The organism is Deinococcus sp., from assembly GCF_025362455.1.
Classification (GTDB): domain Bacteria; phylum Deinococcota; class Deinococci; order Deinococcales; family Deinococcaceae; genus Deinococcus.
The window spans coordinates 29,711-43,256 of the sequence record NZ_JANYGJ010000008.1 but is presented as its reverse complement, the minus strand read 5'-3'; the positions used below and the strand labels follow the sequence as shown (position 1 = coordinate 43,256).

11 protein-coding genes are annotated in these 13,546 nt (G+C 63.8%); 5 read left to right on the top strand and 6 right to left on the bottom strand.

Translation table 11 applies throughout. The annotated features are described in order from the left end of the window. Both Q0R23_RS00670 and Q0R23_RS00665 read left to right on the top strand, forming a co-directional pair. A partial coding sequence (locus Q0R23_RS00670; RefSeq protein WP_293909224.1) for a transposase occupies positions 1-429 on the top strand: 429 nt, incomplete at its 5' end. 321 nt (positions 430-750) lie between these two features. Further along, positions 751-1,152 carry a helix-turn-helix transcriptional regulator gene (locus tag Q0R23_RS00665; protein WP_293909222.1) on the top strand — a complete coding sequence of 134 codons (402 nt, stop codon included), beginning with the start codon at positions 751-753 and terminating at the stop codon, positions 1,150-1,152. Between the two features lie 122 nt (positions 1,153-1,274). On the opposite strand, the gene ilvC is transcribed toward Q0R23_RS00665, so the two are convergent. From ilvC to Q0R23_RS00645, 4 genes are all read right to left on the bottom strand, one after another. Beyond that, a complete protein-coding gene (ilvC, locus tag Q0R23_RS00660) occupies positions 1,275-2,285 on the bottom strand; it encodes a ketol-acid reductoisomerase (RefSeq protein ID WP_293909220.1) in 1,011 nt (336 codons plus the stop codon). A 217-nt stretch (positions 2,286-2,502) separates the two neighbouring features. Beyond that, entirely contained in the window at positions 2,503-3,108 is a 606-nt protein-coding gene (gene ilvN / locus Q0R23_RS00655; protein ID WP_293909218.1) for an acetolactate synthase small subunit, read from the bottom strand. Next, positions 3,105-4,832 (bottom strand): biosynthetic-type acetolactate synthase large subunit, encoded by a 1,728-nt coding sequence (gene ilvB / locus Q0R23_RS00650; protein WP_293909216.1) that lies wholly within the window; start codon positions 4,830-4,832, stop codon positions 3,105-3,107. Before ilvB ends, ilvN begins: the two co-directional genes overlap by 4 nt. Before the next feature lie 366 nt (positions 4,833-5,198). Next, a complete protein-coding gene (locus Q0R23_RS00645) occupies positions 5,199-6,341 on the bottom strand; it encodes a YihY/virulence factor BrkB family protein (protein WP_293909214.1) in 1,143 nt (380 codons plus the stop codon). 220 nt (positions 6,342-6,561) lie between these two features. On the opposite strand from Q0R23_RS00645, the gene rnhA reads away from it, so the two are divergent. After that, on the top strand, positions 6,562-7,137 hold the full coding sequence (gene rnhA, locus Q0R23_RS00640) for a ribonuclease HI (RefSeq protein ID WP_293909211.1): 576 nt from the start codon (positions 6,562-6,564) through the stop codon (positions 7,135-7,137). A 258-nt stretch (positions 7,138-7,395) separates the two neighbouring features. Here the strand turns inward: rnhA and Q0R23_RS00635 are convergent, their stop codons facing one another. Continuing rightward, positions 7,396-9,135, bottom strand: a complete 1,740-nt coding sequence (locus Q0R23_RS00635) for a bifunctional metallophosphatase/5'-nucleotidase (RefSeq protein ID WP_293909209.1) — start codon at positions 9,133-9,135, stop codon at positions 7,396-7,398. A gap of 276 nt (positions 9,136-9,411) precedes the next feature. On the opposite strand from Q0R23_RS00635, the gene Q0R23_RS00630 reads away from it, so the two are divergent. Further along, a complete protein-coding gene (locus tag Q0R23_RS00630; RefSeq protein ID WP_293909207.1) occupies positions 9,412-10,233 on the top strand; it encodes a DUF937 domain-containing protein in 822 nt (273 codons plus the stop codon). A 610-nt stretch (positions 10,234-10,843) separates the two neighbouring features. Then, positions 10,844-13,069, top strand: a complete 2,226-nt coding sequence (locus Q0R23_RS00625) for a bifunctional (p)ppGpp synthetase/guanosine-3',5'-bis(diphosphate) 3'-pyrophosphohydrolase (protein WP_293909205.1) — start codon at positions 10,844-10,846, stop codon at positions 13,067-13,069. Between the two features lie 21 nt (positions 13,070-13,090). On the opposite strand, the gene Q0R23_RS00620 is transcribed toward Q0R23_RS00625, so the two are convergent. Beyond that, entirely contained in the window at positions 13,091-13,543 is a 453-nt protein-coding gene (locus Q0R23_RS00620; RefSeq protein ID WP_293909203.1) for a hypothetical protein, read from the bottom strand. Between the last annotated feature and the right edge of the window lie 3 nt (positions 13,544-13,546).

The following is a 13,546-nucleotide window of genomic DNA, read 5'->3' as shown; positions in this document are numbered from 1 at the left end:
CGGGGCCACCTGTACGCGCAAGGGCTGGCGAGTCTGTTTCGGTTGGGGACCAAACTGCACCGGGCGTATCACGAGGGTGCGTTGAGCCGTGCAGAGTATGGGCGGCAGGGTGAGGGACTCACCCTGCGACTGGAACAGGCTTTACATCATTCACCGCTGAAGAGCCCAGCCAACGAACGGCTACGCCAGGGGTTGCTCAAACAACACCGCCCTGGACGGCTGCTGCACTTCTTGCACGATCCTGATATTCCACCGACGAATAATGCCGCAGAGCGAGCACTGCGGAGCGTCGTCATCACCCGTAAAGTGTCCCAGTGCAGCAAAAACGCACGGGGTGCCAACAGCTACACCCAGATCAAGAGCGTCGTCGAAACCGCCCGTCTGCGCGGCCACGACCCTGTGCGGACCCTGATGGACCTGCATCGCTAATCAGATACATATATTATTCATGCCTCGCAATCTGGCCCAAGCGCTTTCTTCGCTCCTGATGGTCATGTGATTTCATCCCTTAAACACGGAGAGCGGGGGTATTTGTTAGATAAGATATATCCTAAAAATAGTATAACTTTGTTTGTGAGATACGGGAATTGGGTTGGATGGATAGCAACTATTGTCTCACTAATTCTGCTGACATACTCGATTACCCACTCTCTGTTGTACGACAAAATAAATACTGGCTTTATAAAAGAGTTCATTATATTGGAATAAATCGCGCTTCTGGCGCTCAGACTCCAGAGAGGAGCACACCACATGAAAACCGCTCAGGAATGGCAGATTGCCCTCGACCTTGACGAGCTTCCAGATGCTGAATTGCTGGCGCTGCTGGGCGAGGCACAGGACTATGAAACTTCACTGGGAACCTTGCCTGACCATCACTTCGTCAGGGTGACCCCGGACGAGATTGCTCAGGCTGTCGCCGTCGGCAGTGTCGGCCAGGCATTCAGGACCATCAGGGAGCGTCAGGGCCTGACGGTCAGAGCAGCCGGTGAACGCTGGGGGGTGTCGTCGGGCCGCATATCCCAGCTCGAACACCCCGACGCCAACCTGACCATCGGCACCATCACGGAAATGCTGGCGCGTATGGGTCAACGTGCCCGACTGGTCATCGAGGACAACGAGCAACAGGTCATCGAGGCCAGGCTCAGCCGCTGAGATTTGGGCCGCTGAGATTCAGAAAGTAGAAAGCGGCCCGCCCCCAATTCGGAAACGAGCCGCCTCTCTTCGCCTTCTCTACAAGCCACAGGCCACGCGCCACAAGCCGGGCGCCAGCCCACTTACACTTCCAGCGCTTTCTTCGTAATAAACGGCATCTGGTCGCGCAGCTCTTTGCCCACCACTTCCAGCGTGTGGGTCCGCATCTTGCCGCGCTGCTCGTTCATGTACGGGAAACCGCTCTCGGCGTCGGCAATGAACTTGGCCGCGAAGGCGCCGCTTTGAATATCACCCAGCACGCGGCCCATCTCGGCCTTCGTCTCCGAGGTGATGATGCGCGGCCCGGTCAGGTAATCGCCGAACTCGGCGGTGTTAGAGATGGAGTGGCGCATGCCCTCGAAGCCCTTTTCGTAGATCAAATCGACGATCAGCTTGACTTCGTGCAGGGTCTCGAAATAGGCGATTTCCGGCTGGTATCCGGCTTCCACCAGGGTCTCGAATCCGGCCTGGATCAGATGGGTCACGCCGCCGCACAGCACGCTCTGCTCGCCGAAGAGGTCGGTTTCGGTCTCCTCCTTGAAGGTGGTTTCGAGGACGCCTGCGCGGGTGCCGCCGATGCCGCGCGCGTAGGCCAGCGCCACCTCGCGGGCCTGGCCGCTGGCGTTTTGCTCGACGGCGAAGATGCTGGGCATGCCCGCGCCGTCGCTGTAGACGCGCCTGAGCATGTGGCCGGGGCCTTTGGGCGCCACCAGAAACACGTCCACGTCAGCCGGGGGCGTGATCCGCCCGAAGTGAATGTTGAAGCCGTGCCCGAAGGCCAGCGCCTTGCCTGCGCTCAGATGCGGGGCGATCAGGTCGGCGTAGGTTTTGGGCTGGTTCTCGTCGGGAATCAGCAGCATGATGACGTCGGCGCTTTTCGTCGCCTCCTCAATCGAGACGACCTTCAGGCCCGCCTGCTCGGCCTTGGCCTTGCTGCTGCTGCCTTCCCGCAGCCCCACGACCACGTTCAGGCCGCTGTCGCGCAGGTTCTGGGCGTGCGCGTGCGCCTGTGAACCGTAGCCGATGATGGCGATGAGCTTGTCTTCGATGGGGGAGAGCGAAACGTCTTTGTCGTAATACATTTTGGCGGCCATGTGGGTGCTCCTTGGGGCGGGAAGTGGGGAGTGGGACAGGCACTCAGGCCCGCTGGGTTAGACGTAGCAGAGAGAACTATAGAGCCTGGGCCGCCGGAGCGGGCCGGGCCGTTCTAGAGGACAGCAGCGAACACGTGGCGCGGCCAGGCCGGGTGGGGGCAAGCCTGACCGTCTTCCCAGCGCAGCCCAAAGCCAATAAGCTTAGGTCAACCCCGACTCAGAATAGATTATTCACTTCCCGCGCCTTCTCCTCACGCGGCGCGGTGGGAATCACCGGCTCAAGACCCTGGCTCTCGCCGCCGTGGTAGACGTGGCTGGGAATGTCGGCGTTGCTGCCGCGCGTGAGCGCAATGCGGCCCGTGCGCATGGTTTCCAGGATGCCGAAAGGGCGCATCTGCTCGGTGAAGGCCGTGATCTTGCCCTCGTCGCCTGTGACCTCGAAGGTCAACGCGTGACGGCCCACGTCCACGATGCGGGCACGGAAGTCCTCGGCCATCTGGCGCACCTCCACCCGCGCCTCGCTGTCCTTGACCCGCACCTTGACCAGCACCAGCTCGCGGTCCACGAACTTCTCCAGCGAGTGATCGATAATCTTAATCACGTCGTGGAGCTTGTCGAGCTGCTTCATGGCCTGCTCGACCACGCCCCGGTCGCCGCTGACGACAAAGGTCATGCGCGAGACGCCCGGCACTTCGGTGGTGCCGACCGACAGGCTTTTGATGTTGTAGCCCCGGCGCCCGAACAGCGAGGTGATGCGGGTCAGCACACGCGGCTCGTCGCGCACCAGGGCCGACACCAGATGGTCAGGAATCGGCGCGGTCATTTGCCCGCCTCCGTCGTCGGCACCTTCACCGGCTCGGACTCGATCATCTCGTAGAGGGCCGCGCCCGCCGGGACCATCGGAAAGACGCCGTGCTCGTTGGGCACCACCACTTCCAGCAGCGCCGAGCCGTCGTGCGCGAGCCAGGCGTCGATGGCGCTCTCCAGGTCGGCACTGTTGTCGGCCCGCCAGCCGCGAATGTTGTAGGCGTCGGCCAGCTTGATAAAATCCGGGTTCGAGTCGCCCAGGTACACTTCCGAGTAGCGCTTCTCGTGAAACAGCTCCTGCCACTGCCGGACCATGCCCAGGTAGGAATTGTTGATGATGCAGATCTTGACGTTGCGGATATCGTACTTGGTGAGCGTGGCGAGTTCCTGGGCCGTCATCTGAAAACCGCCGTCGCCCGCGATGACCATGCTGACCACACCGGGTTCGGCCATCGCCGCGCCCAGGCCCGCCGGGAATCCAAAACCCATCGTGCCCAGGCCGCCGGAGGTCAGCCAGCGGCGCGGCTTCTCGAAGCGGGCGAGCTGAGCGGCGAGCATCTGGTGCTGCCCCACGTCGGTCGTCAGAATATCGTCGGGCTTGAGGCGGGCCACGACCTGCCGGACCGCCTGCGCCGCGCCCCAGGTGGTCGGGTGCTCACCCCGCGTCTTCCAGTCGTCGAGCTGGGCCTGCCATTCGGGGAGGTCGAACGGCACAGCGTCTGCCGTCATGGCCACAGCGGCCAGCGCAGCGTCGGACTTGACCGGCAGGTGCGCCCGCACGATCTTGCCGATCTCGGCGGCGTCGAGGTCGATGTGGATGATCTGGGCGTTCGGCGCGAAGTCCTTGACCCGGCCCGTCACCCGGTCGTCGAAGCGCAGCCCGAAGCCCACCAGCACGTCCGATTGCGAGATGGCGTGGTTGGCCGCCACGCTGCCGTGCATCCCCGGCATCCCCAGCCACAGCGGGTCCGAGGCCGGAAAGGCGCCCAGGCCCATCAGCGTGGTGATGGTGGGAATCTGCCAGGCGCGGGCGAACTCGGTGATCTCCTTGCTGGCGCCCTGTGAGCCGCCGCCGACCATCAGCACCGGCTTCCTGGCGGTCTTGAGCAGGGCCAGCGCGGCTTCCAGCGCTTCCGGACGGGGCGCCACCGGTTCCGGCTTGGCGTGGGGCGCCGCCAGTTCACCTTTGAACACGGCGAGCTGCACGTCTTTGGGAATGTCCACCAGCACCGGGCCGGGTCTGCCTGAGCGGGCGATGCGGATGGCCTCGGCGATGATGGTCGGCAGCATGTCGGGGTCGGTCACCACGTAGTTGTGCTTGGTGATCGGCAGGGTAATGCCGGTGATGTCGGCCTCCTGAAAGGCGTCGGTGCCCATCAGGTGCCGGGCCACGTTGCCGGTGATGGCCAGCAGCGGCACGTTGTCCATCATGGCGTCGGCCAGGCCGGTCACCAGGTTGGTGGCGCCGGGGCCGGAGGTGGCGATGCACACGCCGATCTCGCCCGTCGCCTTAGCCCAGCCCTCCGCCGCGTGAATGGCGCCCTGCTCGTGCCGGGCCAGGATGTGGCGCACTTCCGGGTAGTAGGTCAGCGCGTCGTACACCGGCATGATCGCCCCGCCGGGGTAGCCGAACACCGTGCTGACGCCGTGCGCGGCCAGGGTGGCCCACAGCGCCTTGGCGCCGGTCATGTCGCTTCGCATCTCTGGTTGCCCTGATTCCTGCCCTGTGATTTCGCTCATGGCCCGCCTTCTGAGTTGCTTGGTGTCCCCTACAAGAAACCCCCCCCGCCCTGGGTGTGGGGAGGGGGGGTCGAACGTCGCGCAGCAGCTCTAGCGCCGTGAACCCCCGGAGCTGAGAAGTACTACCACGAGGGTAAATGCTGCGTACATGGCTTCACATTACGCCGGATGGGCAGGCGGCGTCAATGATTGGCTAGACGAAGCGATTGGGCTAGACGAAGCGATTGGGCTAGATGAGGCGATTGGGCTAGATGGGGAGTGGCGGGTTTGCGGCCTTGCGTGGGCTTCGGCTTTTTGCGAATGCGTCGGCTCCCCCGGCGGCCAGGCGTGCCCAGGCGGAGGAGTGGCACGGGTGTCCGTCCCTTCTCACCGCTTCCCCTTCCCCCTCCCTGGTGCCAATCTCCGCAGCACACCCAGCACCCGCAGCACGCCCAGCACCAGCACGGCGGGCAGCGCCAGCACGGCCAGGAGGGCGTTGCCGACGGCGCTGCCGAGTCTGGGCGGCTCCATCCGGGTCAGGCGGGGCGGGGCAGGGCGCGGCGGCGGCTCCGGGGGGGTGGGCTGGAGTCCCAGCATGGCGGCTTTGTCTACGCTGGCCTGGCCCTCGTCGCCCGCGATCTCCTGCTTCTCGCCGGGGCGCTGGCTGTAGACCCAGGTGACCTCCGCGCCGAAGAACACCACCATGCTCGAAAAGTAGATCCACAGCAGCACGATGAACAGCGTACTGGCCGCGCCGTAGACACTACCGGGCGTGGTGCGGGCGAAATAGATGCCGATAGCCGCCTGCGACAGCACGAACAGCACGGCGGTCACCGCTCCCCCGATCCAGACCTGGCGCCATTTGAGGTTGATCGCCGGGAGCCATTTGTACGTCGCGGCGAAGACTGGTGTGAAGAACAGCATCGCCAGCAGTGCGCTGCCCACGCGGGCGAAGTTGGCGCCCTGGCCCACCGCGTCGCCGAGATGCTTGGTCAGGGCGCTGAGGTAGGCGTTGACGGCCACGTAGGCGACCACCAGCGCCCCAAACACAATGACCATTAAAAATCCGATCAGCCGGGTCCGGACCACCTCGCCGAAACCGGGCCTGGGTTTGACGTCCCATAAGGTATTGAGTGCGCCCTGAAGCTGCAAGAACAGCCCGGTGGACGTCAGAAACAGGGTGATGAAGCCGATGAAGACCGCCAGCGTGTTGGCGCTGTTGCTTTTAAACTGTTCATTCAGGCTCTTGACCAGCGTACCCACAAACTCGTTGAGGCTTGCGGCGGTTGTTGGATCGGTGTTGCTGCCCAGCGTGTTCTGAATCACGTCGGTGATCTTCAGGGTGATCTGGTCGGTGTCCTGGCCCCGGAAAATGATGCCTGCGAAGGTGATAATCAGAAACAGGATCGGGCCAATCGAGGAGATGGCGTAGTAGGCGATGGCGGCGGCCAGCCGGGGCGCGTTGTCCTGGTTGAAGGCGTTTACCGCGTCGCGCAGCAGTGAGAAGAGGTCAGCGAACCGGAGCTTCATGGCCTTCAGTATGGCAAGCCGCCGGGCGGGGCGTTCGGCCTGGCGCTCCGAGCTGGAGGACCAGATAGAGAACGAGGTGGAGAACGAGCTGGAGGAAAGGTCAAGCCGGTCAAGCCGTAGAGGCGCCCAGGACTGCCCGGTTCGCGCTGAGCGTGCCTCCCGGCTGCGTGCCTGCCTGGCTGCATTCTTCACAGCTCGATGCCCTAGACTCTGAACCTTCATGACCCGCAAGTCTCCCGCCTACCGAGCGCCGCCTCAGACCGCCGCCCAGAAAGCCGCCAGAAAGGCCCAGACCGCCGCACGCGACCTGTTGCCGCTCCGGGCCTGCATCCAGCCCACGGTGCCGGTGGCGGGCAACAGCGTGACCCTGTTCAGTGACGGCGCCTGCGATACCCAGGCCGGGCACGGCGGCTGGGCCACCATTCTCAGATACGGCGATCAACTGACCGAACTCAGCGGCCATGCGGGCGGCACCACCAACAACCGCATGGAACTCACCGGCCTGCTCGAAGGGCTCAGGGCGCTCAAGCGGCCCTGCCAGGTGCGGGTCGTGACCGACAGCCAGTATCTGCGCAAGGCCTTTACCGACGCCTGGGTGCTCAAATGGCAGCGCAACGGCTGGAAGACGGCGGGGGGCGATCCGGTAAAAAATCAGGACCTCTGGGAAGAGTTGGTGTTGCAGGCCAGGCGCCACGCCCTGACCTTCATCTGGGTCAAGGGGCACGCCGGGCACGCCGAGAACGAGCGGGTCGACGAGCTGGCGGTGTCTGAGCGCAAGAAGCTGAGACGTGGTTGAGGAGAGTCGGCTTGTGGTTTCTTTTCGGGAGGTTCCAGCGATTTGAATGGATGAACAGGACAGGACATTGAATTGGTTTTGATACGAGATTAAAATGAGTTCAGACTATTCACTTTTGATCCCTCGCCCTTTGCGGGAGAGGGAGGGGTCGTTTGATGGCGTGGAATCACTTTAATCCCGTATGAGGCGGTATAGGCTACAAAAAAATGACCCTCTCCCGCTCTGGGAGAGGGCCTGGCGCAGCCAGGGGTGAGGGTTTTACTTTTTAACGATCCGGTCCTGCGCCCCGCCGCTCACCGGGCTGTTGGCCTTGAGGTAGGCGATAAAGGCGTCCACGTCGCCCAGGTTGGGCTGCGAGAGGCGGTCGGTGCCGTTCTTGAATTCCGCGAAGGCGTCGCCGCCGTCGGCCAGGAAGCTGTTGTCGACCACGCGGTACTTGGCCGCCGGGTCGATGGCCACGCCGCCCAGCTTCAGGCTGCCCGCCACGACCTTCGAGCCGTCCGGCTGGCTCAGGTCATAGGTGTAGGTCAGGCCCCTGGAAATCTGGAGGAGGCGCGGGCCGCCTGGCTGGCCCTGCCACTGCTGCTCCAGCACGGTCTTGAGCTGGGCGCCGGTCAGCGTCACCACCGTCAGGGTGTTGCCGAACGGCTGCACCGCGAAGGCGTCGCCGAAGGTCACGCTGTTGCCCTCGGCGCTGGCGAGCAGGTCGGCGCGGATGCCGCCGGGGTTCATCAGGGCGATCACGGCGCTGCCCTGCGCGGCGGCGCTGGCGGCGGCGAGCTGCGAGTCGGCGATCACGTCGCCCAGGGCACTCTCGCCCGCGTCGTTGTTGCCGCGCGAAATCTGGGCGGCGCTCAGCTTGCCCACGACCGTCTTGCTCACGGCGTCGGTCAGGCCCTTGGCTTTGGCGACCAGCGCGGTCATGGCCGCACTTTTGGGCAGCTTGGTGGTGGCGCTGGCGTCCATCAACACGTTCTCGGCCTTGATCGACAGCAACTTGTGGTTGGCCTTGTCCACGCTCAGGTCGAGGCGCTGGAGCAGGTGGCCGTAGAAGTCGCCCTGAATGACCGGCGTGGTGCCGACCAGGCAGTTGTAGCCCTTGTGCGAGTGGCCGCTGATGACGGCATTGAAGGCCGGATCGAGCCGCTTGGTGATGTCCACGATGGCGCCGGACAGGTTCATGCAGCCGCCCTTCATGTACGCCGCCAGATCAGCCGTGCCGTCGGGGTTCTTGGCCTCGCCGCCCTCGTGGATCAGCAAGATGATGGCGTCCACGTTCAGCTTTTTCAGCTCCGGCACGTACTTGTTGGCCGAGTCGGCTTCGTCGAGGAAGTTCAGCGTGGCGACGCCGCTGGGCGAGACGATGCCCGGCGTGGTTTTGGTCACGGCGCCCACGAAGGCGACCCTGGCGCCGCCGATTTCCTCGATGTAGTACGGCTGGAAGGGGTTCTTGCCGGTGGTCTTGTCCTCGACGTTGGCGCCCAGCCATTTGAACTTGGCGCCCGCGTAGGCAGCCTCGAACTTGCAGGCTTTGTCGGGGGCGTTGCTGGCGCAGCCGCCGTTTTGCATCCGCAGCAGCTCGCTCAGGCCCTGGTCGAACTCGTGGTTGCCCAGTGCGCTGGCGTGCATGCCGATGGCGCTCAGGGCGTCCACGCTCGGCTCGTCGCGCAGCAGGCTGCTGATCACAGGGCTGGCCCCGATCAGGTCGCCGCCGCCCACGAAGACGGTGTTGGGGTTGGCCGCCCGCACGCTGTCCACGTAGCCGCCGATGATCTCCGCGCCGCCCGTCGAGAGGTTGACCGTCTTGGTCGCGTCCTTGGGATCGGGAACCTTGACGCCTGAAAAGCCGGTGGGCAGCAGGTTGCCGTGAAAGTCGTTGAGGCCCAGCACGGTGACGTTGACGGGTTGGGGCGCCCGGTTGGTCATGGTCGGCGTGCAGGCGCTCAGGGTGAGCGTGAGGCCGAGCATCCAGATGGCCGTTTTCGTAGGTCCGTGCATGTGATTCCCCCAGGGTGGTGCTTGTGATTTGATTTCAGCGCTTCATCTGCTCTTGATCTCCGGCCAGTGAACCCTAATACCGCCGCGTCATGGAATGGTGAGCCGCCGAGGTGTCCACAAAGCAGGTGTCTACAGAGCAGGTGTCCGCAGTCCGCAAAGCATAGAGCGCGGCCCGGCGCCCCACGTTAACCCAACCGTGCACCAACTCACGTTATCTAAAGCTGTCCTTTACCTTCCTCATCACTGCGCCGCGCCGCGCGGGCCTCTACTGCCCATATGGATATTCTGAACGCGCTCGGCCTCGGCCAGAGCCAGACCGCGCAGGCCAGTCAGCAACTCGGCGTCGCCCCCGATCAGATGCAGTCGGCCCTGGAAGCCGCCGTGCCGCTGATGATCAGCCAGATGGGCGCCAACGCCCAGGACCCGGCGCACGCCGAGCGGCTCTCGCAGGCGATGGACCAGCACGACGGCAGCGCCCTCGATCAGTTCGGGCAGGGCAGCATGCCCAACCTCGACGACGGCCAGCGCATCGCCGGGCATGTGTTTGGCGACCAGCAGGGCGCCGCCGTGAACGCGGTCAGCCAGCGGGCCGGAATCAGCCCCCAGGTCGCCACGCAGGTCATCTCGATGGCGGCCCCGCTGGTGATGGCGTATCTGAGCCGCAACCGGAACGCGGGCGGTGCAGGCGGCGCCGTGGGCAATCTGGGCGGCCTGGGCAGCATCCTCGGCAGCGTGCTGGGCGGTGGCGCGGCAGGCGGTCTGGGCGGGATGCTCGGCGGCATGTTGGGCGGCGGGCAGCAGCAACAGCCTCAGCAGGGCGGCATGGGCGACCTCGGCGGCATGCTGGGGAGCCTGCTCGGCGGCGGCCAGCAGCAGCCCCAGGCGCAGCAGCCCCAGCAGCAGGGCGGTATGGGTGATCTCAGCGGCATGCTCGGCGGGCTGATGGGCGGCCAGGGAGGCCAGGGCGGGCTGGGTGGCCTGCTCGGCAGCGTGCTGGGCGGGGGCGGTCAGCAAGGTGGTCAGCAGCCTCAGCAGGGCCAGCAGGCCGGAAACCCACTCGAAGACCTGATCGGCATGTTCGGCGGCACCCGGAGGTAACGCACCTGTCCTGAACGTGCTGTATGTCATTGTGCCGTTGAGCGCCGCTGCTGTCCACAAGTTGTCATCCTCCGCTCCGGCTCAGGGTGACGACAGATTTGCTCATCCCAGACTCGCGGCTCAGAAGGCCGCTCAGCGAGGATTCTGGGCGACTTGTCCCGCCGTGTACCCTGGCGTACACCCCCACTGGGGGCACTCCCAGGCGATGGTAAGGTTACGCGCATCTGCTTGAGGATGGTGGGCCTAGAATCGGGGCATGAGACTCAAGGAATTCATCCAGTGGCTGCGCGAGACGTTGCGCAATCCCAGCGCCCAGCCTCAGCCGGTCCCGGTGCCTGTGCGCGTCAAGCGCTAAACCTTCTCTGCTGCTGTATCTGAACCTTATGCGGGCTGCGGCCCGTTGCCAATCTCAGTTCCGCTACGACCGCTTCGCCTTCACGGTGAGGCGGGCTTTTTCTGTACCGTTTTCTGTACCGTCGCCGTCAGCCGCAACAGGCACGGCGCTCGCAACAGACACGGTGCTGGTTACAGACACAGTGCTGGTTACAGACACGGTGCTGATGACAGACACGGTGCCGGGCAGTTCGCTATTCTGAGCCCTGTGCACGGTATGGAACAACTTCGCCCCCTGCTGGCGACCCGCCCCCCGGAAGAACGCCAAAAGATAGACGCCGCCTACGAGTTCGCTCGGCAGGCGCATGAGGGTGTCAGCCGCAAAAGTGGCGAGCCGTACATCACGCATCCGGTGGCGGTGGCCCGCATTCTCAGCGAGCTGGGCATGGACACCGACGCCATCGCGGCGGGGCTGCTCCACGATACGGTGGAAGACGTCGAATACGTCACCTTCGAGATGATCGAGGCGCAGTTCGGCGAGGACGTGCGCCGCATCGTCGAGGGCGAAACCAAGGTCAGCAAGCTCACCAAGCTCAGCGCCAACCTGCACGACGAGCAATCGGAAAACCTGCGCCAGATGCTGATCGCCATGACCGGCGATATCCGGGTGATTATCGTCAAACTGGCTGACCGGCTGCACAACATGCGCACGCTCTCCAGCATGAAGCCCGAAAAGCAGCAGCGCATCGCCCGCGAGACCATCGAGATCTTCGCGCCGCTGGCGCACCGGCTGGGCATCGGGCAGATCAAATGGGAACTCGAAGACCTGAGCTTTCAGTACCTCGACCCGCCCGCCTACAACTCGCTGAAAATCCGGCTGCGCACCCGCCAGGAGGAGCGCGAGGCCCATATCTTGCAGGCCATCGAGCAACTGCGCCATGAACTGCTCGACGATCCGGAACTGCCGGAATGGATCGAGGAGATCGACATCGCCGGGCGCAGCAAGCACCTCTGGAGCATCCACGTTAAGATGCAAAAGGAGGGCAAGGCCCTGGAGCAGATTTTCGACCTGCTGGCCATCCGGCTGATTCTGACGCCCAAGCCGGTCAACGCCCCGCCCGGCAAGACCAAGGACCGCTCGGAAGTCGCCCGTGAAAAACGGGTCTGCTACCACTCGCTGGGCATCATTCACAGCATGTGGTCGCCGATTCCGGGCCGCTTCAAGGACTACATCGCGGTGCCCAAACCCAACGGCTACCAGAGCCTGCACACCACCGTCATCAGCCAGGGCGGCCAGCCCATCGAGGTGCAGATTCGTTCGCGCCGGATGCACGAGATCGCCGAATTCGGCGTGGCCGCCCACTGGATGTACAAGGGCGGCGAGGGCCTGGCCGTCAAGGACCGCGAGGACTGGATGGTCCAGCTCCGCGAGTTCCAGCGCGACATCACCGACGCCTCGGACTTCGTGGACGCCGTGAAAAACGACATCCTGGGCGGGCGGGTCTTCGTGTTCACGCCCAAGGGCGACACGGTGAGCTTGCCGCAGGGCGCCACGCCGGTCGATTTCGCCTACCACATCCACTCGCGCATCGGAGACACCACCATCGGGGCGCGGGTCAACAGCTCGATTGTGCCGCTGAGCCACAAGCTCAAAAACGGCGACATGGTGGAGATCGTCACCAACAAGAGTTCCAAGCCCAGCCGCGACTGGCTGAACTTCGCCACGACCCGCAGTGCCCGCAGCAAGATTCGGCATCACTTCCTGGTGCTGGAGCGCCACGAGGCGCTGCAAAACGGCCACGACGTGCTGGAACGCTACCTGCGCAAACGGCAACTGCCGGTCCGGCAACTGATGCGCACCAAGATTCTGGAAGACGTGAGTTCCAAGCTGGCGGGCTCGCGCAACCCCGACGATCTGTACCTGGCCATCCACGCGGGCAAACTCACGCCCGGCGCCGTGGCCCGCGCCCTGGCCCCCCAGCTTGAGCAGGAGCAGCGGCCTGTGCGGGCGCCTGCCCGACGTCTGGTCGAGCCGGGCGGCGTCTATGTGGAGGGCTTTACCACCGTCACCAAGTTGGCCAACTGCTGCTCACCGATTCGCGGCGACCAGATCATGGGCTACCTGACGCGGGGCCGGGGTGTCAGCGTTCACCGCATCGACTGCTCGAACATGGTGCGGCTGCTCAGAGACGAGCCGGAGCGCTGCGTGGCCGCCTCCTGGGACCCCGGCCAGCGCGGCAACGCCATCGTGGACCTCGACGTGGTGGCCGAGGACCGCAGTGGTCTGCTGCACGACGTGCTGAACCTGCTGGTGGCCCTCAAGCACAGCCCCATGAAAATCAGCGCGGGCGTGGGCGCCGACAGTGTGGCGCATATTTCGCTTCGCCTGGCCGTCGAAGATCAGCACGAACTGGTCCGGCTCGCCAATCAACTCCGGCAGATCGAAAGCGTCACCGACGTGCTGAGGGTGGGGCGGGGCAGCAAGAGTGTGCCGAAGGGGTGAGGCGGAGGAGTCGCAGCCGGGTCAATCGCCCCATTCGACTTTGTAATTCAGAATGTCGCAGTGGTTGCTGTGAAAAAACTTGAATAAGTTCAGCAAAACAAGATTGAGGTCAGCCAGCTTGTACCCCTCTGAAAACGTCACATCGAGATACGTGAAACTCACATTTATTGATCCGTCTGCATCGAAGAAGAATAATAAGGGCCATTGAAGAGCCTGCGTAATAGCAGAGAATGAAATATTTTCTTCAGAGCTGTACTGAGTCTGGGCGACGTTCATGTATTTGGCTAGATCATAAGGCTCGCAAACAAAATCCTCGCCATATGGATCACGTGTATCGTCATTAGGCGCTTTGGGGAGATATTTCATCATCCCGTTAAACTCCAACGTCCAATCTCCCGTTAGAAGTTCTCGTATCAGCTCAAATTTGTTATATCTGGACATGTATCTGAAGGTGATGGAGTAGTATTCGCTCATTTT